Source organism: Rubripirellula obstinata, assembly GCF_001642955.1.
GTDB lineage: Bacteria > Planctomycetota > Planctomycetia > Pirellulales > Pirellulaceae > Rubripirellula > Rubripirellula obstinata.
In genome coordinates this window covers 1-22,402 of sequence record NZ_LWSK01000092.1, presented here as the reverse complement: position 1 = coordinate 22,402, position 22,402 = coordinate 1, and the positions used below count along the sequence as shown (strand labels likewise).

Genomic DNA, 22,402 nt, shown 5'->3' with positions numbered 1-22,402 from the left:
CGGCGGTGCGCAGATTGCCGTAACTCGCTTTGGCTCGCTACGGCCTACGTGCTGGCGATCAGGGAAATGTGCCGTTGTCAACTTGTTTCACAGCGCTGCAGTTCGTGTTGTCTGCCATGGTGCAGCTTGCTCAATTTGCTGCGTTGCAATGATTTTCGTCAGGCCAGGCGTGGCCCAGTGCCACGCCGAGCAACCTAAAACTTGTAAAGCAGCAGCAACGAGTAGTACAAGTCGTTGGCCAGCGCGCCTTGTGGCGTGCTGTCGTAGCGGTCGGTTGCGGAGAGTTTCAGGCTGAAGTTTTCGCTGCCGTCCAACAGGATTTCCCAGGACGCGTCGGCGACGATACGGTAGTCTCCGAAATCGGCCCACGACGGGAAGTAGTCGAGCTTGCCCTTCAATTTCTGACGCTCGGTCAACTGTCTTTCGGCTTCAATTCCGAACACGCCTTCCGGAGTCCATTCATCGATCGGCGAACCAAATTCACGCGACGCACCAGCACCGAAGCGGGTTACCAAAGTGGCGGTGTCGCTGCGGATCCAGTGATAACCAAGACCACCGTTCATGTTGACTCGCAAATCGAACGCTTTGAAAGTGTCCCATTCCAAACCGAACTTGCCAAACGCGGCCCACTTGGAGTCGCGAATCATGCGGTCGTAATCCAGATTCAGCCGTCCGTTTTCCTCCGTCGTCACGCCTCGACTTGTCGCTTGTCGGTAATCCAAGTCCAGCGCAAAGGTGTACAGTTCTGTTTTGCGTTTGGTTTCGATTCCCGTTTGAATCGCCAACGTGTCAGCGTTTCCTTCGCTGCCGTCTAAACCAAACTCAGCATGCGAATCCCATCCTTTGGTCCAACGGCGTGGGTACTGGTACCAGCGAATGACTTCTTGATCGAGCGGAGCCGGTCCGTCGAACGCAGCCGAATCTAATTGCGCGTTGAGCTGACTGGAAAGATCTTTCGAGTCGCTGGCGGCTCCGCTTCCGATCGGTGTGTTCGCTGAATCGGGAATTGAATCGGGAACAACCGGAGCGGGAATCTTTGGGTCCGATAAGGATGGGAATGTTAAATCCGGCCCCTGCAAATCGGCGATCTCGCTAGTTGTGTAGCTTGGGATGGGGGGAGGCAAGGTTGGCGAGTTCAGCGACGGGCCTAGGTCGCTATAACCGGCAACCGCTTGGATTTGCTGAGTCGGATCGACCGGCATCGTGTAGGAGCCAGTGTAGGAGCCAGTGTTGGCGGGTGGACTGGCAACGGCATCGGTTTCTGGCAACACGTAGCCGGTCCCGTTGAAGGTCGAAACTCCTTGCTGCCACAAAGGGAGCGGCGAATCACCCGCATTCGCGGAACTGGTCCAAGCAGACAGCACCAACCACAACGTCCAAAGGATCGGGAAATTCGTCCAGTGATTATACGCTCGTTGCATCGGTTCTAAGTCGACTCCGCCATCAAATCATAGAAGTACGTTTATTGCTGCAAATCCTGTGTTAGCAAATTCCAACCCACGATGTCACGTCAGATTTAAGGGGATAAACATTGCGGGATACTGAACTTGTTTTCAGGACAGATCCAAAGTAGGCCGTAGCGAGCGGAGCGAGTTACGGCAGGGCTGCAACGAAATGCCGTAACTCGCTCCACTCGCTACGGCCTACAGAAACGTTGGCGGATTCACGTGACCGCACCAGAATCGCCGTTCGGCGTCCAAGGGCTTTGCTGGCGTCTATAATGCAGAGCCTATTTGTTTAACGGTTGAATCAGGAAATTTCGGCATGAAAGATCAGTACGACGTGGTTGTGATTGGCGGCGGTCCGGCGGGAGCGTCTGCGGCGGCGACGGTGGCGGCGGGCGGTTTAAGTACGCTGTTGATCGAACGCGAATCGATGCCGCGGTTTCACGTCGGCGAATCGTTGATGCCAGAAACCTATTGGCCGCTGCAGCGATTGGGGCTGACCGATCGGATCAAGTCGGCTGGATGGCAGGCCAAGAAGAGCGTTCAGTTTGTGACGCACAATGGTCGTGAATCCGAACCGTTCTTTTTCAGCCAACATGACGATCGCGAGTGCAGCACGACGTGGCAGGTTGAACGAAGCGAGTTCGACAAAATGCTGTTCGATCGGGCAGCCGAGTTGGGAGCCGATTGCTACGACCAGACGCGATTGTTGGACGTTCATTTTGAATCAAGTGCCGAATCAAGTGCCGAATCAAGTGACAGCGCAGACGACAAAGCCACCGGCGTCACCGTCCGTGATTCCTCCGGCACCGAACACAAAATCAATTCCAAAGTGGTGATCGACGGCACCGGTCAGCAATCGTTCATTGCGAACAAACTGAATTTGAAGGAAGTCAATCCTGATCTTAAACAGGCGGCGATTTGGAGCTACTATCGCGGTGCGGTTCGCGGTGACGGTGACAACCAGGGCGCGACGATCATCATGCAGTGCGAAAACCAGAATGCATGGTTTTGGTTTATCCCTCTTTCGCGTGGCATCACCAGCATCGGCTGCGTCGCCAGCAACGATTATTTGTTGAAGGGACGTGGGAAACCCGAACAGGTTTTTCAAGAAGAGCTAGCTCGTTGTCCTGGATTGATTCCACGACTTGAAAACGCGACGCGGCTTGGCGATGTGAAAACTGCGAAAGAGTTTTCGTACACCACACGCAAGCAAGCAGGCGATGGATGGGTGTTGGTCGGTGATGCCAACGGTTTCATCGATCCGGTCTATTCGTCCGGAGTTTACTTCGCACTCGAAATGGGCATCCGTGCCGGCGATGCGGTGGTCGATGGGTTCAAGAAAGACGACCTGTCAGGCGAACAGCTCGGGTCATGGTCCGAATCGTTTGGCGAAGGTGCCAAGTGGATCCGCAAATTGGTGCAAGCTTTCTACACCAAGGAATTCAGCATCGGTCGGTTCATGAAAGAGTATCCGCAGCATCGCGGCAACGTGACCGATTTGTTGATCGGCCGAACCTTTCACGAAGGTGCCGGACGAATGTTCAATGATATGGATGAATCGATTGAGAGAGCGAAGCGGGAAATGATGGCGTAGAGGTTGTTCTAAAATGTAGCTGATCCCGCCAGGGTTTAGTTGATGTAGGCCGGAACAAGCTTTGCGCAGTTCCGGCAATTCAATGCTGTACCATGCAATTGCCGGAACTGCGCAAAGCTTGTTCCGGCCTACGTTTGTTCCGGTCAACGTTGGGTCTAACCCAACAAGGTGGATGCGACACCGTCGGCGAACAAGATTCCACGTTCGGTCAGCGTGACGCGTTCAGCGACGTCGGATATTAAACCGTCTGAAACCATCTTCGCTAGATCTGCACCGCACAGTTCTCGCAAATCGATGCCTGATTCGCGTGACAACTGATCGACATCGACGCCTTCGATCATGCGAACGCCGAACGCAAAACGCTCGCGAGCGTATTGCTGAACCGTGATACGTTCGCTTTCGCTAATCGGTGACACACCCGATTCAACTTTCTTTAAGTAGGTCGTGGTGCTGCGATGATTGACGTTGCGGTAGCCATCGCAAAAATTCGCTGCGCCTGGGCCAGCGGCATACCAACCGCGACCGTCCCAGTACGCTCGGTTGTGGAGGCATTGGCGGTCGGGGCGAGCGAAGTTGGAGATTTCGTAGTGCGAGAGACCGACGGTTTGACTCATCGCGCGAGCGGTCTGGTACATCTCGACCTCCACGTCATCACCAAGCTCTTTCAATTCACCCTGTCGCAAGCGATTCCAAAACGACGTTCCTTTTTCAAAGGTTAACGCGTAGGTTGAAAGGTGATCGATCGGCAACGACAAAGCTAGACGCAGATCTTCGGTCCATTGCTCGATCGTTTCACCCGGTGCGGCAAAAATCAGGTCGATCGAAACGTTCCCAATCCGCTCAGCCGACATCTCGATTGCGTTCACCGCGATCGCTTCGTCATGCCCTCGCTGCAGGATGTTTAACTTCGATTGGTGGAACGATTGCACGCCTAAACTGATTCGATTGACGCCATGATCAGACAAGACGTTCAATGTTGTTGGGTCAATGTCTTCCGGGTTGGCCTCGACGCTGAATTCGACCAATTGATTCAGGTCAAAACGTTGCCCGACTTGGTTCAAGAATCGGTCCAGAACCGGCGGTGGTAGATGAGTCGGTGTGCCGCCGCCGATGAACAGCGTTTCAATGGCTGGACGGTCCAGCGTTTGCAATTCAAGGTCGATCGCTTGAACATAACGCTCAATCAAATCGTCCCGCTGTGCAACGACACTGAAGTTGCAATAACCACATCGGTGACGGCAAAACGGGACGTGAATGTAAGCAGACTTGGGGACCGGCCAACCATCGGTTGGCGTCGCTGGGGCGTTCACGCCGGCTCGATCAGACAAGCTCGACCGCTCACTTTTCGTTTTCGATTTTTGCGATCTTTTCCAGACGCAAACTATGTCGCCCACCGTCAAATTCGGTCTGCAACCACATCATCACCAAGTCGTCGATCGGGCGATCGCCGATCATGTCGCCGGGTAAACACAGTACATTGGCGTCGTTGTGTCGGCGGCTAATTTCCACCATCACTTCGTCGTAACAGGACACGGCCCGAACCGCACGAAACTTGTTCGCGGTGATGGACATTCCAATTCCAGTTCCGCAAATCAAGATGCCTCGATCGGCGTCGCCATTGCTGACCCGCGTCGCGACTGCCATCGCTAAATCGGGATAATCCACCGATTCCTCGGTGTGCGTTCCTGCATCAAAAAGCGCAAAGCCTGCATCGGTCAAACTCTGGACCAAACGAGCTTTGATTTTGACTCCGCGGTGATCGCTGGCGATCGCAATGTTCATCATATTTGTTTAGGAGATCGATTGAGGAAAGAAATCGTCGTCGAGTGCTTCTAGCCAAGCGTCCAATTCTTTTTCCATCTGCTGCGCACACGATTCGTAAACTTCGATGGGCATTCCGACTGGATCGGAAACGTCGCCACCATCGCGCCGCAGCGTAAAGACGCGGTCATGCATCGCTGGCCATGCCGCCAGGATCGCAGCTCGGTGGCCTCGCGTCATGGTCAAAATCAAGTCGGCAACATTCATCACTGAATCATCCAACGACCGCGCCGCATGCCCGGTCAAATCCAGGTTTTTGGCACCCATCACTTCGACGGCTTGGGCTGCCGCACCCGATCCGTCGGCGGCGGCGACTCCGGCCGAAATCACTCGCACGGCGTCTTCGCTGCCCAGTTTTTGTCGCAGCTTTTCTCGCATCAACGTTTCCGCCATCGGGCTTCGACAGGTGTTTCCCGTACAAACCAAAACGATCACTGGTTTGACAAATTGATTCATGGCTGCCCGTTCGATAACGCCTTCGCGAAGAATTTCCATTTGATTGCCCAAAATCCGGGCCACAGTAGAGACTCCACCATAACGAGTCGGGCCGTCGTCGAGCAGCAGTGGGATTGAATCGCCCAATTCCGAATTGACTGCATCGGCGGTCGTCACGTCCGCATCACCGCTGAGGTTGGAGCTGGTCAGCAGCAGCGGGGCTGCTAAAAAGCGGTGAATGTGCGAAATGACACGATGATCAACGACGCGAAAACCGATGCAACCGTGTTCTGAAATGATTCGCTTTTGCACGTTTTCGGGCAATTGCGACGCTGCGGATCGCTTGGGATCACAGGGAACGACCAAGGTCAGCGGGCCGGGCCAGCATCGGTGAATCAGCCGCCGGGTCAGGGGGGATGATTCGCACAGAAAATCCATCGCTGCATCGCGACTGGGCACCGAAATGGCGACCGGCATTTGCGGATCGCGACCTTTGATCTGGTACAGCCGCTCCATCGCCTTTTCAGACAACGCACTGGCCGCCAGCCCATAGACCGTATCCGTCGGCACGCCCACCACGCCGCCTTCGACCAGCGTTTGAACACACGCGTGAATCATATCGCGTGGGTCGTCCGTGGTGCGAAGGTCTAGAATGTTTGCCATACGGATGCAGTGGATGGATGATCGGTTAAGCTGGGGATCGTAACGGTTTGCCCGCGATCATTGTAGGAGTTCCGAGGACGGCTTCACAAGTCGATACGTTTCACCCCATTTTTATGCCACCACTCCCAATCAATCGTCGAAATTTCGCCTGGCTTTCTACGGCAATTGCCATCGGTGGCAGTGTCACTAGCGGTTGCGTGCCGGTCGGCGACGGATCGCAAGCAGATTTGGTTTGGGGCAAGTACGGTTTCAGCGAAGGACGCTTTCGGACTCCACGAGCGATCACGATCGACGATCAAGACCAGCTCTACATCGCCGACAAGACCGGACGGATTCAGGTTTTTGATGGTGATGGAAACCTGTTGCGATTTTGGTCCACTCCGCAGAGCGACAATGGCAAGCCAACGGGACTGTCAATTCAAACCGCACAGCAAGCTGACGACGGTGTGCCGAAATTGCTGGTCGCCGATACGCATTACTATCGCATGCTGGCTTATACTTTGGACGGCGAACTGATCGAATCAAAAACGATCGGCGGCGTTGCCGGTCATGGGCCAGGCGAGTTCGCGTTCGTGACCGATGCAATCAGCGATGACGAAGGTTGTTTTTACGTTGGCGAATATAACGCGTCGGACCGCATCCAGAAATTTGATCCTGACGGAAAATTTATTTCTCAGTGGGGCGGTACCGGCGATCAGCCTGGCAAGTTTGTCAGGCCACAAAGCTTGCTGATCCACAACAACGTTCTTTGGATTACGGACGCGTGCAACCATCGAATTCAACGTTTCGATTTGTCCGTCGGCGACGTTCCTGAATTGATCGACGTTTGGGGAGAACCAGGCGATGCACCGGGGCAATTCTATTACCCGTACGATTTAACGCTGATGCCGGACGATTCAGTGTTAGTGGTCGAATACAAGAACAACCGCGTGCAGAATTTGACGCCCGAAGGAAAACCGATCGGCGTTTGGGGATCGCCAGGAATGCAGGCGGGAATGCTGAACGGTCCGTGGGGCGTCGCGGTTGATTCAATGAACCGCATTTTCGTGATCGATAGCTACAACCATCGCGTCCAGCGAATCGAGATCGACGCATTCCGGCCTGTTGCTTGAGCGGCAAAGTAGTTGACGCGAAATAAGTTCGGTATTTGGCGAAACCTTTCGTAGCTGGGCCCGCCAGGGTTCAGTTGGGTACAGCTCATTGCTGCGAAGAGTTTTGGTCCCCCCCCAAAAAAAAACGTGTTAGTTCGTTTAGCCGCGTTGGGCATCGCCCCGCGCGTCGCGCAAACCCGAACGCGCGTCGCGCAAACCCGAACGCGCGGGGCGATGCCCACGCGGTTAAACGATTTGGAAACCCTTCACGGCGACGGGGACAGCTAAGAATGGACTGAACCCCGGCGGGCCAGCTAGGGGAAAACCGGGAAGATTTTTTTGGGACAGTTCCTAAACGTAACGATGCAGATTCGACGATGGATAACCGTCATAGAAACGACGGATCCAATGTCGGCCGTTCCACTGGGGCATGTGTCGCTGCCATCCTTGTCTTTCCAGCAAACGATCTGAAATTTTGCCGTTGGAAACGTGAGCGACAATGGCTTGCGAGCCGCGGATCTTTGCGACTTCGTTTAGCAAATGGATCGCCGCGATGAAGGATCGATATCCCGCTTGTTTTCCGCTGCGAATGTAGTCCAGCGTTAAAAACGCCGGCATGCCGAACGGTTGATGGTAATCCAGCCAAACCAAATCATCGTCCGTGCGACCATACTTCATCTGCCACCAAACCTGGGCCATCGATGCGCTGCCGCACATCAAACGATGCTCGATACGAATCAGTTTCCCCGCCTGAACCACGATCCGTCCGCAACGCCATCGGCGAAGTTGCGAGTGAGATGATCCGACGTCGGTAATTTTGGAAAGACATAGCATTCTAAAAGTTACCACCAAATTGAACACACCAAGCAACCCATCAAGCGAATGGGCAGGCGGACTTTTCTCGGTAAGGGACCGTAACGATTAGTCCGATCACAACGGCTTGGTGGACGACATTACATCCTGGATCTGATGCTAAGGACCGTCAGAACAATAAGTAACGTAGCGAAACTCGCCAAGAGTTTCGGCAACTCGACAAACCGAAAGTCTTGGCGACTTTCGCTACCAATTTTCCCGCTACTAATTGTTCCGACGATGCTAAGCTGCTGAATCGTTTACAATAACGGCGTACGGGTTATCTATTTCCAAATCAAGTCAGCAAGTCACCATGGCAGATCCCTCCAGTGAAGTCGGTAGTAATGTTGTCCTTGATTCGATCGCCAAGAATCCTGGCAAGGCTGCGGTGAAGAAGGGGAAACGGAAACGGTATCGGAAGCCGCGCAGTTGGCCTGCTAGGATTCTAATTAGTGTCCTGCGGCTTGTGTTTTTTGGGTACATCGCCGTGGTCGTCGCGATGGTTTTCATGGAAGAACGCTTGGTGTACCCAGGAGCCTACCGCGACGATCCATCGGGCATGATTTCATCGCAGCCTGACGATCTGATTCAGACCATTCCAGTTAACTCGACCGGCGATGTCGTCTTGCCAGCTCGGTTGCTCGATCGTCCGGGAGCCCAGAACGTTGTTCTGTTTTTCCATGGCAATGGTGCGAAGGCGAAATGGTTGGATCAGAGACTGCAGCAGCTTTCGGATGACTTGTCCGCCAGCGTGATGGCGGCGGAGTATCGCGGTTACGAAGATGACGTGAAGCCGACTGAAAAGGGAGTCATCGAAGATTGCTTGGCCGCGCGGGATTACCTTTGCGACCGCTATCAGATCAAGCCGTCGGACATCATCTTGTACGGCAGTTCGCTTGGCGGCGGATGTGCGGTTGCGGTCGCATCACGTGGCGGCGCGAAGGCATTGGTTTTGGAACGCACTTTTGATCGAGCCTACGCGGTGGCGGCGAATCGATACTGGTTCTTACCGGTTCGATTCTTGATGCGGAATCGCTACGACTCGTTGGCTAAGTTGACAGTCTATGACGGACCGCTGCTGCAAATTCACGGTGACGCCGATTCATCGATCCCGATCGAGCACGCGGAGCGATTGTTCGCGTCGGCCAGATGTGTGCCCAAGGAATTTATTACCGTTCCAGGAATGGGCCACAACGATCGTCTGCCGCAAGCAGTTCAAAAGCAGATCGCCGATTGGGTTCGGTCTTTGCCAAGTCAAAAGAGTGCCAAGTCTTTATGACTTATCAGTGGCCTATGCGGCAAATTCCTAAGCAAACTGACGCTGCATTGCTTCTAGGAATTCATCGAATTGGTTTGCGGGCAATTGGTTGACACCGGCTGCTGCTTTTCGACCGCCGCCGGTTGGGAATTGGCGGCACAAGTCATCGGCACCCACCTTGGTTGCAAGCGGAGCGCGGACGCTGATTAGATAGTCGCCCGATGGCAACAGGCTCAGCAACGCGTGAGCACGCTGCGGGTTTTCTCGTGCCAGCAAGTTGCTGTAGACGCCGCTGACTCGACGTGAAAACGCATCGTTGGGAAACGAGAACGCGGCGCAGTTCGGCGTTTCTAAAACCGGGGCGATTGATCTTGCCCGAGTCATGTCGCTGTCGAAACCGTCGCGCAGTTTCTCGAATGTTGTGTCGGACTGAATAAATTCAAACGGGTCAGCGTACGGCTGAACCTTTCGATACAACTCATCCGGTGCAAAGTATAGATCGCTTAGTTCGCTGCCGTAGCCGTTGTAGTTCAGCAGCGTGCCGAGAGTTTCCAACTGGTTCAATTGTTCATCATTCAGGTTGAGCGGTTTGGCGGCCACCCGCGCTGCGTCGTGCAGGTTGTCGCCAAACAGAGCAGTCACAGCCCACGGCAAAAATTGGCTCTTCAAATGTCGGTTCACCAGCAGTCCGGTGCAGACGTCGCCGGCGGTGTCGATGTGGGTTTCAAGCAGGGGCGATTCTGGGATGTCGCCAGCGAAATGGTGGTCGAAGTAGGTGACGGGAATTTCAGCGTCGAGCAAACCGGTCAACGCATCTCGATTTTTGTCCAGCGAGATATCCAGGATCGTGACCGTGTCGCCAGGTTTTGCATCGACGCGGCGAACCAGATCGATGTCTCGTTTGACACCAGTAATCAGCGTGCTTTCGCGAGGATCGGCAAGTCGCAATTGGTGCAGGGCACAAATGCCATCGGCATCGCCGTTGAAAACGTCAAAATGAGTCACGAGATTCTCTGGGTTTCAAAATCGAATTTTCACGGCGATCGACAACAGAATCGACCGTATGAAAAGGTGTTTCGCGGAGCCTACCGATGGTAATTGAATGCCGCAAGAATGCGATTCAAATATCGCAGGGTAGCTGACAAAAGTAGCGGGAAGGAAAGCACAACCGCCAGAACCGCGCGTCTGCGGGGTTTAGGGACTTTCGATTAAACCAAATCATGTTAGACTAGATGATGCACCCGAGGTTGTTGTTCTCGGGTGCGTTCATTCTTAGCAACGCAAACCGACAAACAGATTGATTCATGGCAGCCAAAAATAAGAACCGAAACATCATCCGTCTGGACCGCGAAACCCATCCAGGCGGGTTTTTGCTCCGCATGACTCGCAAGGGTGAATTGTGTTCTCAGTATTTCACTGACGAGGAGTTTGGTGGAAAGACGAAGGCTTTGGCGGCGGCTCGGAAAGAGCGTGATAAGTGGGAAGACAGTTGGAAAGGTTTTTCTGCCAAAGAACTCGCTCGCAAAGAACGCACCAACAATACGTCCGGAACCGTTGGTGTACGTTTGGTCGTCGAAAAGGATCCTCGTTGGCCATCGCAACCGGTTTACGAGTACTGGGTGGCTCAGTGGAGTCCAAAAAAGGGCGTTCGCAGGTCAAAACGGTTTTCAGTGAAGAAATATGGCAAAAAGAAGGCTTACGAGATGGCAGTGAAGGCACGAAAAAAGGGCGTTGCCGGAATGAACGCTTAGGGCCTGAGGAGAAGAAGATCGGTTGGCACGGACGGCAAGAACGCTCTATCCTTGCACTATAGGAATATGAAAGCATCACGCTTTTAGGAATGTGCGGTTTTTTATAGTCGCCTTTCGCTCAGCGAAAGCGGCGTCTTCGCTACTTTCGCGGAGCGAAAGGCGACACTGATTCACCGCTCGTTCCTTGGCGTTTTGATTGCTTTCACCGCGATTCACTGCTGCGGCGATATTGATGTCCCAAGCCGATGATCCTCTTAAACCGCGATCGAGTGATCCAGTCACGGGGATTCCCGCTGCGCCGCCGATCTTGCCGCCGCCTGCTGCGGTAGATCCAGCACCCGCGAAGCCGAAACCCGTTCAGCCCGGTGGTGCCGTTCCTCCGCCGCCCCCCCCGCGATCAACCTTGCCGCCCGTTCGCTCGGCCGCAGATCCGGTCGCCTTATCGGGAATCGGATCCGCAAGGATGGGACGCTGGCGTGGCGAGATTGATTCGTCATCGTCGGTGGCTGATCAAGACGATTCACTGCCTGCATCTGAGTCAGCATCAACTGGCACGACTGACCGAGTCGCTCGTTCCGCTCCGCCATGGTTGGTCAGCATGGTGATTCACTTGATTGTGTTATTGGTGTTGGCGTTGTTGACGACTCCCGTTGGCGATCGCCTGGGACGGATCGTGTTGAGCGTTGGGCAGGTCGAACAATCCGATTCGGTTGCGCTCGCCGAGTTTTCGATTTCCTCGGATGACTTTGAAGTCGATTCGGATTCCGACGCGGATTCGATCGTTCCCGTTGAAATGCCATCGGCGTTCGACGCGATCGATTTGGCGGTCAACGAAGCGCCGGTTCCCGTTGATGTGGGGCTTGGGATGCTTGCGTCCGCTGATGTTCGCCCCATGTTTGGTGGACGAACCGGGGCGATGAAAGATGCGTTGATAAAAATCTATGGCGGCACACCTGATACGCGGAACGCCGTCAAGGAAGGGTTGAAATGGCTGCGTCGCAATCAAAACAAACGTGGCGGATGGAGCATGAAAGGGCCGTACCGTGATGGTTCGCACAGCGAGAACGATACGGCGGCGACCGCGATGGCGCTGTTGGCTTTTTTAGGCGATGGTCACACGCACAAAGGTGGCGACTATCAGAAAGAAGTCGAAAAGGGAATGAAGTACCTGATCAAAATGCAGGACCGATCAGGCTTCTTTGCTCACAAGGCGCGGAATCACGAACGCATGTACGCTCAGGCCCAAGCCACGATCGCGATCTGCGAAATGTACGGCATGACCGGCGATTCGTGGCTGCGACCGTACGCGCAATCCGCAATCGATTTCGCGCAGGAATCACAGTCGCCTCAAGGCGGCTGGCGGTACCAACCCAAACAGGATTCCGACACATCGGTCACGGGCTGGTTTGTGATGGCGCTGGAAAGCGGTCGCACGGCTGGCCTTGATGTCAAGATGTCCAAGCTCCGGCATGTCGGTGACTATCTCGACACGGCTCAGCATTTCGGCGGCGCTGCGTATTCGTACCAGCAGGGCGGCGCACCGACCGCTCCGATGACAGCCGAAGGTTTGCTATGTCGGCAATACTTGGGGTGGGCACGAAGCAACGAAAAGTTGGTGCTTGGAATCGAAGCACTGTTAGAAAACGATCCGTTCGACATCAAACAACGCGACGTTTATTACTGGTACTATGCCACGCAAGTGTTGCATCATTTCGGCGGTTCCCCGTGGCGACGTTGGAACGAGGAAATGCGTGAGCAGTTGCCGGCCGCCCAGGTCACCAGCGGAAAAGAGAACGGAAGTTGGGCTCCGCAGATGGACGAATACGGAAACTTCTATGGTCGTCTCTACACGACTTGTTTGTCGATTTACTGTTTGGAAGTCTACTACCGCCACATGCCGCTCTATCAACCCGAAGATCCGGCGGAACAGTAGTGGTCAAGTGAAAGGTGTGCTCTTTTGAATCAGTTCGGGTGGAGTTGCAAATTGCAAAATGAACGTTGCAAATTGTAAAGTGAAGCCTGTAGAGATCTTATGAGAATTTTCAATTTGCATTGTTCAACTTGCAATTTGCAATCGCAACTGTTCAAAACGTCTTCGTTCAAACAGCCTGCCCCCTTGGTTTCACTTGATTTCAAGATCATCATAAGTGCGTGAAATCACTACCAGCTTGAGACCGATTAGGAGACCAGCATGGGCACCATACAGCAGTCACACATCATCGACAGCATTGCTGACAGCTTGCAGTTCATGTCGTACTTTCATCCGCTCGATTTTATTACCGCAGTCAACGAAGCGTACGAACGGGAGGAATCCAAGGCCGCTAAATCAGCGATGGCACAGATTCTAATTAACTCGCGAATGTGTGCCCAAGGTCGCCGGCCCATTTGCCAAGACACCGGAATCGTTACCGTGTTTGTCAACGTTGGAATGGATGTTTCGTGGGACTGTGAAATGCCGTTGACCGACATGATCAACGAAGGCGTCCGCCGCGCTTACACTCATCCGGACAACGTCCTGCGAGCGTCGATTTTGGCGGACCCGGCGGGGGCTCGGAAAAATACTGGCGACAACACGCCTGCCGTCATTCACTACGACATCGTTCCAGGCGACAAAGTCGAAGTGTTCATCGCGGCTAAGGGTGGCGGATCCGAAAACAAGGCAAAGCTTGCGATGTTGAATCCATCGGACAGCATCGTTGATTGGGTTTTGGAAACCGTGCCAAAGATGGGCGCTGGTTGGTGTCCGCCAGGAATGTTGGGCATTGGGATTGGCGGGACGGCGGAAAAAGCAGCAGTGCTCGCCAAGAAATCTCTGATGGATCCAGTAGACATACACGAACTGCGCAAACGTGGGCCAAAGAATCGCGTTGAAGAGTTGCGTTTGGAACTGATGGACAAAGTCAACCGGCTGGGGATCGGGGCGCAAGGTTTGGGCGGGCTGACAACGGTTCTGGATGTCAAGATTTTGGACTACCCAACGCACGCGGCGTCCAAGCCGGTCGCGATGATTCCAAACTGCGCTGCGACCCGTCACGTTCATTTTGTTTTGGATGGTTCCGGTGCAGCAACATTCTCGCCGCCAAGTATTGATGATTGGCCAGAGATCACTTGGGATCCCGGTGCCGACGCGATTCGCGTGGATCTGGAAACGGTCACCGCTGCCGACATCAAAACTTGGGAACCCGGACAAACGATTCTGTTGTCCGGCAAACTTCTCACCGGTCGCGATGCCGCTCATAAACGGATGACCGAAATGCTGGACCGCGGCGAAACCTTGCCGGTCGATTTGAAGGGCCGGTTCATTTACTACGTCGGGCCAGTCAAACCAGTGCGTGAAGAAGCTGTTGGACCTGCTGGCCCAACGACCTCAACACGAATGGACAAGTTCACCAGGCAAATGTTGGCGGAAACGGGACTGGCCGGAATGGTCGGCAAGGCGGAACGTGGCGATGTCGCGATCGATGCGATCAAAGAATTCGGTGCTGTCTACTTGATGGCCGTCGGCGGTGCCGCGTACTTGGTTTCAAAGGCAATCAAGAAATCTCGCGTCGTCGCGTTCGAGGAACTCGGCATGGAAGCGATCTACGAATTCGAGGTCGAAGATATGCCGGTAACCGTCGCCGTCGATAGCCAAGGCGTTTCGGTCCACAACACCGGACCGGCTCAATGGAAACAAGTGATTGAATTGAAAGTACCAGAGAAAACTACCTGATCCAAATTCATGAACTGATTTCCAAGGCAGTTAGGAAAAATTGTCGCCTTTCGCTCCGCGAAAGTAGCGAATCCGCTGCTTTCGCGGAGCGAAAGGCGACGATAGCATGCCGCACGTTCCTTAGTCGCTAGGCGATGGTTTGGGGCCGCGAAACGCGTTATCTTACAGCGTTACGTTTCGGAACCCGAATTTCTTCTAGCAACTGAGCTTATGACTGCCATCAAAAAACTGCTTGTCGCCAACCGTTCCGAAATTGCCATTCGAGTTTTCCGAAGCGCTAGCGAACTTGGGATTCGGACCGTCGCGATCTACTCGCACGAAGATCGCTATGCATTGCATCGTTTTAAAGCGGACGAAGCGTATAAGATCGGGAATCAGGGCGAACCGATCCGAGCTTATTTGGACATTGAATCGATTGTCCGATTAGCAAAAGAAGTCGGTGTCGATGCGATACATCCGGGTTACGGTTTTCTTTCCGAACGAGCGGCATTTGCGAAGGCGTGTGCTGAGGCTGGTATCAAGTTTGTCGGTCCTTCGGTGGAAGCGTTGCAGGGTCTCGGTGATAAGACTTCGGCCAGAGCGATCGCGATTCGGGCAGAGGTGCCGATTTTGGGTGGAACGCAAGGAGCGGTGGAGGATTTAGGCGAAGCGCAGGCGGCGGCCGAGAAGGTCGGTTTCCCCGTGATGATCAAAGCGTCACACGGCGGCGGTGGCCGAGGCATGCGAGTGGTCCGCAACGCAGAAGATTTTGCTCAGGCGTTTGAAAGCGCTCGCAACGAAGCACTGACCGCGTTCGGCAGTGCGGAAGTGTTCATCGAAAAGTTTATCGCTCGCGCTAAACACATCGAAGTTCAATTGCTCGGCGATGAGCATGGGAATCTGGTGCATTTGTTCGAGCGAGATTGCTCGGTCCAACGAAGGCATCAAAAAGTCATCGAGCTGGCTCCTGCGCCGGACTTGGATGGCACGCTACGGCAGGAAATGTTGGATGCGGCGCTAAAGATCGGCCGTGAATCCAATTACAGTTGCGCCGGGACCGTTGAATTTCTGGTCGATGCGGATGAGCAAAAGTTTTACTTCATTGAAGTTAACCCGCGGATCCAGGTGGAGCACACCGTCACTGAAGAAGTGACGGGAATCGATGTCGTCAAGTCGCAGATCTTGGTCGCGCAGGGTTTAAAGTTGTCGGATCCCGAAATCGATATCCCGTCGCAGGAATCAGTCAAGCTGAACGGTTTTGCAATTCAGTGCCGCGTGACGACCGAGGATCCTGAAAACAATTTCATGCCCGACTACGGCCGTGTCGCCCACTATCGTTCCGCCAGCGGGATGGGCGTGCGTTTGGACGCGGGCAGCGCGTTTTCCGGCGCGGTGGTCAATCCGTTCTACGATTCGCTGCTGACCAAAGTCACCGCACGCGGTCGAAATTTTGAAGGCTCGATCACGATTATGAAGCGAGCGCTTCGTGAATTCCGAATCCGCGGCGTCAAAACGAACATTCCGTTTTTGTTGAAGACGCTGTCGCATCCCACCTTCACCAGCGGCAATTGCACGACGCGGTTCATTGACGAAACGCCGGACCTGTTCAAGTTTGACGCTCGCCAAAACCGTGCAACCAAGGTGCTGACGTACTTGGCTGAAACGATGGTCAACGGATGCGACTTGGTGCAAGACCGCCCGGTCGCGATCCGCCGCGAACCCGCTCCGCTGCCCAAAGTCGATTACAACCAGCCGATTCCAAAGGGTTCACGCGACAAGTTCAAGGAGCTTGGTGCAGACGGTTTTTCAAAGTGGATTCGTGATGAGAAACGTTTACTGATCACTGACACCACCTTTCGCGATGCTCATCAATCGCTCTTGGCGACCCGCATGCGGACTTACGATCTGTTGCAGATCAGCGACGCCTACGCTCGCAATTGCAGCGACCTTTTTAGTTTGGAAATGTGGGGCGGTGCAACGTTTGATACGTCGATGCGGTTCTTGAAAGAATGTCCTTGGCAACGTTTGGCCGATATCCGCGCGAAGGTGCCCAACATCCTGACTCAGATGTTGTTTCGTGCCTCCAGTGCGCTCGGCTACACCAACTATGCCGACAATGTCGTGGCTGCCTGCGTGAAGGAAGCCGCCCAGTGCGGGATGGATTTGTTCCGCGTGTTTGATGCACTGAACTACGTGCCGAATATGAAAATCGCGATGGAGTCGGTGATCGAAAGCGGCATGTTGTGCGAAGCAAGCTTGTGTTACAGCGGTGATTTGACGAATCCGCATCGTGACAAGTACGACATGCAGTACTACGTCGGTCTGGCGAAAGAATTTGAAAAGATGGGTGCTCATATTCTGGCCATCAAAGACATGGCTGGATTGTGCAAGCCCGCCGCTGCATCGGCGCTGGTGAAAACGCTGCGTGAAGAAGTCGGCATTCCCGTTCACTTCCACACTCACGACACGGCGGGAATCCAAGCTGCATCGATTTTGGAAGGCAGCAAGGTCGGTTTGGACATTGCCGATTGTGCGATGGCACCTATGTCGGGCGGAACGAGTCAACCGAACTTAAACACGGTCGCGGAAATGCTGCGGTATGGCGACCGGTGTACCGAACTGAATACGGATTCGATCGACGCGGTGGCCGATTATTGGCGGGCGACTCGCGAGTTCTATTCGCCGTTCGAGAGTCAGGTGTTGCCGGCGACTGCGGACCTTTATCAACACGAAATGCCAGGTGGCCAGTATACGAACCTGTTCCAGCAAGCCAGAGCACTCGGTTTGGCGGATCGGTGGGCGGAAGTTTGCAAGGTTTACGCGGGCGTCAATGAGCTGTTTGGCGACATCGTGAAAGTAACGCCGACCAGCAAAGCCGTTGGCGATATGGCGTTGTTCATGGTGGCGAATGAATTGACCAACGAAGACGTATTGAATCCTGATCGAGACATCGCGTTTCCGGCCAGCGTTATCGACCTGATCGGTGGCGGAATGGGGCAACCGCCGGGCGGGTTTCCGCAGGCCGTCAAAGATCGTGTGTTGCTTGGCAAGAAAGAGTTCGAGGGACGTCCCGGCGAAACGTTGCCACCCGCCGATTTCGACGCTGCCGGAGTCAAGGTCGGGGAACTGGTCAATCGCGATCCTTTGGAACGAGAAGTGGTTCAGTGGTTGCTGTACGAACGTGTGTTCGAGGACTTTGCGGCTCATCAGTTGAAGTACGGCGACGTCAGTATCTTGCCAACGCCAAACTTTTTTTACGGCTTGGAACCTGGCGAAGAAATTGCCATCGACATCGAAGAAGGCAAGACTCTGATTATCCGATTCCTAACAATCGGTAACCCGCACGCTGATGGAACCCGAACGGTTTTCTTTGAACTTAACGGTCAACCCCGCGAAGTCACGATCGTCGACAACAGTTTAGAAACCGACATCGTCAAATCGGTCAAAGCGGATCCATCGAATAAGAATCACGTCGGCAGCACCATGCCTGGCATGGTGGTATTGGTTGCGGTCAAACCAGGTGACCGAGTCAAGAAAGGCCAAAAGCTGCTCACTCTTGAAGCCATGAAGATGGAAACCATGATCAACGCCGAACAAGACGGAACGGTGTCCGAAGTCCTGATCAAGAGCGGTGCCCAAGTCGAGACAGGTGACTTGCTAGTCGTAATTGAGTAACCGCCTGTCCCTTTGTCTTCGCCTTTGCCAGGCTCACTGTTTCCTTCTCTTATATTTACCGGTAAGCCCGAACGCGAAATGTGGTCTTGCCAAAATCCAACGCACATGAGCCGTCCCCTTTTACAACGCTTTTCCCTTTGTTTTCTCTGCTAAGATTATCTCGCGGGTCGATGGTGGAGGTTTTCAACGCAAGGTCGCAAAGACGCGGAGACGCAAGGTCTCAATCGTTTTGGAAATAAAGCATCTTTGCGTCGTTGCGGCTTACCGGCTTTGCGTTTCGATTCGTTGAACGCCGACGGACGGGTTGAGGTGACCTGTTTTTTTGGGCCGCGCGCGTCCCGTTTTACAAGCCGTTTTGTTATCGATTGGGACTTGCTTTGCTTTTTTCAAAAAAGCGTCCCAGTGGTCCCGCTAGTATTGCTGGCAGTAAAACTAGGTCACCGATTAATGCCGCTAGCAGCAGAGCGACCATCAGCCATGCAAAGTGCAGGATCGGCACGAATGAACTGACGGTAAAGACCAGTAGTCCGCTGCAGCAAATCAAAGTGGTTTGCATCATCGCACCTGCACATCGCCCATACGCATCAGAGATCGCATCTTTGCGTGAGAGTCCGCGATCAATTCCTCTGCGAAACCAGGTCAGAAAGTGAAGCGTGTCATCGACAGCGATCCCCATCGCGGCACTCGCTGTCATCACCGATCCGATCTGCAACGGAATACCGATCCACTCAAGTCCACCAAAAACCACGACTGCGGGAAATAGATTCGGAACCATGGCGATGAGTGCCGCCGATACACTTCGCAGCACAAAAACAAGGACCAACGCAATGATCGCGAACGCGGCGAGGAAACTGCGAAACAGATCCATCAAGAGCTGACGTTGTGCCTTGTAAATCAGTGGAATAATGCCAGTGTAGGTGCCCCGAGCGCCCTGCTGTTCTAGCAGCGGATCAATCGCCAGTTGCAATTGTTCTGCATAGAGTCCGTAATCTAAATCTCCGATCGCATTGGCTCGTGCCGTAATTCGCCACAGTTGTTCGCTGTCGGTCACAGCCAAAAAGTTTGCGTCAATCAGATGCTGCTTCGTGCTTGGGCGGTTGATGAGTTTGCGTTGGATGACATCCCGAACACGACTTCCGCTTGGAAGGCTTGGCGACAAGTTGATTGCTGACATCGTCGCCACAGGTTCGTCCAAAGAATGAATCTTTTTTTGAACTGCCGCGACTAGTCGCATTTGCTTCACCAAGTCCAGCGGGCTGTCCTTGTCGAAGTGGATGACGATTTCCAACGGAACCATCGGGCCGACATTTGTTTCCAACCACTGGTAGTCGTTGATCGCATCACTGCCATCCAAAAATCGATCCTGTAGACGAACCGTTGACTTGATACTGGGAAGTCCCTTGGCATAGAACGCCATCACGGCCAAGCAGGCGATCACGACCAAGACATTGTGGCGACTGATCGCCGCGACAGCATAATCGCTGAAGCGAATCGTGTTGGCATCGCCGCTGGTGGCCTGTGCGGCTCGATCAATCGGCTCGATCCGCGGCGGGAAAAGATGCAATGCGGCCGGGAGTAAAACAAACAGGACGCCGACACTGCTGGTGACGCCGATTGCCGAGTAGATTCCAAACATCTGAATCGGCTCGATCTTACTTAACGACAACGACACCAATCCGATCGAAGTGGTCGCAGCAGCCAGCACGCAAGGAAGCCAGCCTTTGGCGACTGCAGTTCCCAGTGCATTTGTATGTGCATCCTGAGTCGCCGAATCGCTGGCGGCGTCACGATAGTAGTTCGCCAAATGAACCGCTGACGAAATGCTTAAGATGTAGACCAGGGGTGGCAACATCGTCATCAGCAGGTTCATCTTGCTGCCGCAAACATACAGAATCGCCAGCGAGAGTCCGGTGCTGTATCCAGCGACCACCAAGATCATGATTGCTAAGCGAATGCTCTTTAGACGCATCGATGCAACGAAGAACGAAACGAATGCCGAGATGCCAGCGAGCTGAAACAACAACCGCCGGCTTTCGATGTCGATCGCGGCAGCATCAACGGTCGGGCCCGCCAATCTCAATTCGCTCGCGGGCAACTGACACGTCGCCTGACTCAGACGCTCAATCTCACTGACGGCCTTAACGCGATCCGCTTTTCCGGCGACTGACGTTGAAAGCACCAAGCAAGTGGTTTTTCCATTTGGTCCTATCAAGATCCCGCCGAGACGTCGTCGTGCTTCCGCGCGACTCAAATCCAGTGGCGGTTGCATCAATTGGTCGATGACGCTTTGCCCGGTTCGCACTCGATCGAAAAATTCGGACTCTTCTAAAGATCCAGCAAGACTTGAAACCCTTGGATCATCGAGTTCGCAGCCGGGCCAACTGACGACAGCGATTTCGTCACTTCCAAAGTGCTGCAGAAACCAATCGTATCGACTGGTTTCCGCGAACGATTTGGGGAGCCATTGTCGAGGATCGTTGGACGTGGTTTTCAAGGCGCTGATCGCACCAAAAATCACCAACGGTACCGTCAGAGCGATCAGGAAAAGCGTCGCGCGAGCGTAACGATCTTTTTGTTGTGGAGTTTTTGAGAAAAGTCGATTCATGTTACCGCATCGCGAAACCACGGACGGATGCGGGATCATTGCGGGACAACGACGCAACCCGAACCTTGTCGTTCACGATCAACCAGTACCACACTGGGTCTGAAAACACGAGGGCAGAAACTCTTCCAACAATTCAGCGAACTTGTCTGGTCGTTCCCAGTTGGGTGCATGCCCACACTCATTGATCAGGGATAGCCGCGAACCAGCGATCCGTCGATGAAATTCTTTTGCGACCGATGGTGGCGTGATTTCATCATCACTGCCCCACACGATCATCGTCGGCAGGTCCAATTCTGCGAGTTCATTTTCGACACAGCGATCGCGTGTCGCCCGAGAAGCTCGCAATAGGAAACGAAGGTAGTCTCGATTCGTTAACGCGGCGTGCCACTGGTCGACCAGTTCCTCGGTCAAAAGACTCTCGTTATGCAGGATGCCCGAAATCGTTGACCGAACAAATTCTTTCGTGGGGTGAAGCCGCAGTCCCTTGATCGGACTCCGCTCGAACAACCCTGCACTGCCCGCCAGCACCAAGCCATTGGCGACGTCGGGATGTTGCAGGCAGTAATCAATTGCAACCAAGCCACCCAACGAATTTCCGCAGATGACAAAGGAATCCAGTTCAAGGTCATTCACCATTCGACTGACCATATCAGTTAAATCACCAATCGTCTTCATTCCGTATTTCCGCCGATCCGGATGCGGGTCAATGGGAAGCTGCGGGGCGATGACGCGATAACGATCCGCTAGGCTTTCCATCATCACACGCCAGTGCTCAGGAGCACCGAACAGTCCATGCAGGAAAAGAATGGCGTTTGGCCCTTCGCCCTTATCCACGAGACCAGTATCCGACATCAATGCATATTGATCACGTGGTTGATGTGGGATAATCACAGATGACGGTCCATGTAATCGAGAAAAGCAGCAGTCCAATTCGTTCGCAACAAGACGTCGCTCTCGTTTCAATGAAACGAAATTCGACGGAATGTAGTCGTCATAGGCTAATTGCCAGCCGCCCGCAGTCTACCGAAACCCCTCAGTTTGCCAAGATCTTGTCAATGCATCCGCTCATTTCACGGGAAGAAATTTCTTATTACCCAGCGGGGGGGAACCCGAGCGGCGTGAAGGGTTTCTAAATTGTTTAACCGCGTGGGCATCGCCCCGCGCGTCCACGCTGAACCAAACGCGCGGGGCGAAAAGTAGCATGGCGGCCCCCCGCCGTGGACTCACCCCGCGCACCGTGGGGCCCGCACAACGCGCGGGGCGATGCCCAACGCGGTTAAACGAACTCATCCGTGTTTTCCGGGACCAAAACTCTTCACGGCGTTGTGCACGCGGCTAAACGAACTAATCCGTGTTTTCCGGCAGCAAAACTCTTCACGGCGTTGGGGGAACCCTGGTCCGCTAAAAGTTTGGGGTTGTGGAGTTATCGGCTTGCGCCGTTTTTATCCTGTCTCACCATCGAAGGTCTTAGCCCAGAGGGCGGCAGATCTTTGCCGGTGGCGTCAGCCACCGGTCCAC

The 22,402-nt window shown here is 54.0% G+C and carries 15 protein-coding genes; 7 read left to right on the top strand and 8 right to left on the bottom strand.

Annotation, left to right across the window (positions count from 1 at the left end):
- Positions 1-194 precede the first annotated feature (194 nt).
- Positions 195-1,421: a DUF481 domain-containing protein gene (locus RC85_RS18785; protein WP_068265620.1), complete on the bottom strand. Its 1,227-nt coding sequence runs from the start codon at positions 1,419-1,421 to the stop codon at positions 195-197.
- Between the two features lie 343 nt (positions 1,422-1,764).
- Here RC85_RS18785 and RC85_RS18780 point away from each other — a divergent pair, with 343 nt between their 5' ends.
- On the top strand, positions 1,765-3,042 hold the full coding sequence (locus RC85_RS18780) for an NAD(P)/FAD-dependent oxidoreductase (RefSeq protein ID WP_068265618.1): 1,278 nt from the start codon (positions 1,765-1,767) through the stop codon (positions 3,040-3,042).
- A 155-nt stretch (positions 3,043-3,197) separates the two neighbouring features.
- Here the strand turns inward: RC85_RS18780 and hemW are convergent, their stop codons facing one another.
- From hemW to RC85_RS26400, 3 genes are read right to left on the bottom strand one after another with little or no spacing between them, the layout of a single operon-like run.
- Positions 3,198-4,370, bottom strand: coding sequence for a radical SAM family heme chaperone HemW (hemW, locus tag RC85_RS18775; RefSeq protein WP_235033144.1), 1,173 nt, complete (start codon positions 4,368-4,370; stop codon positions 3,198-3,200).
- A 10-nt stretch (positions 4,371-4,380) separates the two neighbouring features.
- Entirely contained in the window at positions 4,381-4,827 is a 447-nt protein-coding gene (gene rpiB / locus RC85_RS18770) for a ribose 5-phosphate isomerase B (RefSeq protein WP_084422831.1), read from the bottom strand.
- 6 nt (positions 4,828-4,833) lie between these two features.
- Entirely contained in the window at positions 4,834-5,961 is a 1,128-nt protein-coding gene (locus RC85_RS26400) for an L-threonylcarbamoyladenylate synthase (RefSeq protein ID WP_084422830.1), read from the bottom strand.
- A gap of 113 nt (positions 5,962-6,074) precedes the next feature.
- Between RC85_RS26400 and RC85_RS18760 the strand changes: the two genes are divergently transcribed.
- Entirely contained in the window at positions 6,075-7,073 is a 999-nt protein-coding gene (locus RC85_RS18760; protein ID WP_068265616.1) for an NHL repeat-containing protein, read from the top strand.
- Positions 7,074-7,403: 330 nt separating this feature from the next.
- On the opposite strand, the gene RC85_RS18755 is transcribed toward RC85_RS18760, so the two are convergent.
- Positions 7,404-7,886, bottom strand: a complete 483-nt coding sequence (locus RC85_RS18755; protein ID WP_068265615.1) for a hypothetical protein — start codon at positions 7,884-7,886, stop codon at positions 7,404-7,406.
- 331 nt (positions 7,887-8,217) lie between these two features.
- On the opposite strand from RC85_RS18755, the gene RC85_RS18750 reads away from it, so the two are divergent.
- On the top strand, positions 8,218-9,183 hold the full coding sequence (locus tag RC85_RS18750; RefSeq protein WP_068265613.1) for an alpha/beta hydrolase: 966 nt from the start codon (positions 8,218-8,220) through the stop codon (positions 9,181-9,183).
- 27 nt (positions 9,184-9,210) lie between these two features.
- On the opposite strand, the gene RC85_RS18745 is transcribed toward RC85_RS18750, so the two are convergent.
- Complete coding sequence (locus RC85_RS18745) at positions 9,211-10,167, bottom strand: acetyltransferase (protein WP_068265611.1); 957 nt, start codon at positions 10,165-10,167, stop codon at positions 9,211-9,213.
- Positions 10,168-10,466: 299 nt separating this feature from the next.
- Between RC85_RS18745 and RC85_RS18740 the strand changes: the two genes are divergently transcribed.
- The 4 genes from RC85_RS18740 (at position 10,467) to RC85_RS18720 (ending at position 18,279) form a co-directional block, all read left to right on the top strand.
- Positions 10,467-10,913, top strand: coding sequence for an AP2/ERF family transcription factor (locus RC85_RS18740; RefSeq protein ID WP_068265609.1), 447 nt, complete (start codon positions 10,467-10,469; stop codon positions 10,911-10,913).
- A 232-nt stretch (positions 10,914-11,145) separates the two neighbouring features.
- Positions 11,146-12,846 (top strand): prenyltransferase/squalene oxidase repeat-containing protein, encoded by a 1,701-nt coding sequence (locus tag RC85_RS18735; protein WP_235033145.1) that lies wholly within the window; start codon positions 11,146-11,148, stop codon positions 12,844-12,846.
- 258 nt (positions 12,847-13,104) lie between these two features.
- Positions 13,105-14,625 carry a fumarate hydratase gene (locus RC85_RS18725; RefSeq protein WP_068265604.1) on the top strand — a complete coding sequence of 507 codons (1,521 nt, stop codon included), beginning with the start codon at positions 13,105-13,107 and terminating at the stop codon, positions 14,623-14,625.
- A 210-nt stretch (positions 14,626-14,835) separates the two neighbouring features.
- Positions 14,836-18,279 carry a pyruvate carboxylase gene (locus RC85_RS18720; RefSeq protein ID WP_068265602.1) on the top strand — a complete coding sequence of 1,148 codons (3,444 nt, stop codon included), beginning with the start codon at positions 14,836-14,838 and terminating at the stop codon, positions 18,277-18,279.
- A gap of 358 nt (positions 18,280-18,637) precedes the next feature.
- Here the strand turns inward: RC85_RS18720 and RC85_RS18715 are convergent, their stop codons facing one another.
- Entirely contained in the window at positions 18,638-20,884 is a 2,247-nt protein-coding gene (locus RC85_RS18715; RefSeq protein ID WP_068265600.1) for an efflux RND transporter permease subunit, read from the bottom strand.
- Positions 20,885-20,962: 78 nt separating this feature from the next.
- Positions 20,963-21,775: an alpha/beta fold hydrolase gene (locus RC85_RS18710; RefSeq protein WP_149752528.1), complete on the bottom strand. Its 813-nt coding sequence runs from the start codon at positions 21,773-21,775 to the stop codon at positions 20,963-20,965.
- Positions 21,776-22,402: the final 627 nt, after the last annotated feature.

What these genes read in the sequence shown, in the direction of transcription:
- RC85_RS18720 (WP_068265602.1), top strand. Translation starts at nt 14,836, where the DNA reads ATGACTGCCATCAAAAAACTGCTTGTCGCCAACCGTTCCGAAATTGCC.
- RC85_RS18755 (WP_068265615.1), bottom strand. Translation starts at nt 7,886, where the DNA reads ATGCTATGTCTTTCCAAAATTACCGACGTCGGATCATCTCACTCGCAA.
- RC85_RS18785 (WP_068265620.1), bottom strand. Translation starts at nt 1,421, where the DNA reads ATGCAACGAGCGTATAATCACTGGACGAATTTCCCGATCCTTTGGACG.
- RC85_RS18750 (WP_068265613.1), top strand. Translation starts at nt 8,218, where the DNA reads ATGGCAGATCCCTCCAGTGAAGTCGGTAGTAATGTTGTCCTTGATTCG.
- rpiB (WP_084422831.1), bottom strand. Translation starts at nt 4,827, where the DNA reads ATGATGAACATTGCGATCGCCAGCGATCACCGCGGAGTCAAAATCAAA.
- RC85_RS18780 (WP_068265618.1), top strand. Translation starts at nt 1,765, where the DNA reads ATGAAAGATCAGTACGACGTGGTTGTGATTGGCGGCGGTCCGGCGGGA.
- RC85_RS18740 (WP_068265609.1), top strand. Translation starts at nt 10,467, where the DNA reads ATGGCAGCCAAAAATAAGAACCGAAACATCATCCGTCTGGACCGCGAA.
- RC85_RS18760 (WP_068265616.1), top strand. Translation starts at nt 6,075, where the DNA reads ATGCCACCACTCCCAATCAATCGTCGAAATTTCGCCTGGCTTTCTACG.
- RC85_RS26400 (WP_084422830.1), bottom strand. Translation starts at nt 5,961, where the DNA reads ATGGCAAACATTCTAGACCTTCGCACCACGGACGACCCACGCGATATG.
- RC85_RS18715 (WP_068265600.1), bottom strand. Translation starts at nt 20,884, where the DNA reads ATGAATCGACTTTTCTCAAAAACTCCACAACAAAAAGATCGTTACGCT.
- RC85_RS18735 (WP_235033145.1), top strand. Translation starts at nt 11,146, where the DNA reads ATGTCCCAAGCCGATGATCCTCTTAAACCGCGATCGAGTGATCCAGTC.
- RC85_RS18725 (WP_068265604.1), top strand. Translation starts at nt 13,105, where the DNA reads ATGGGCACCATACAGCAGTCACACATCATCGACAGCATTGCTGACAGC.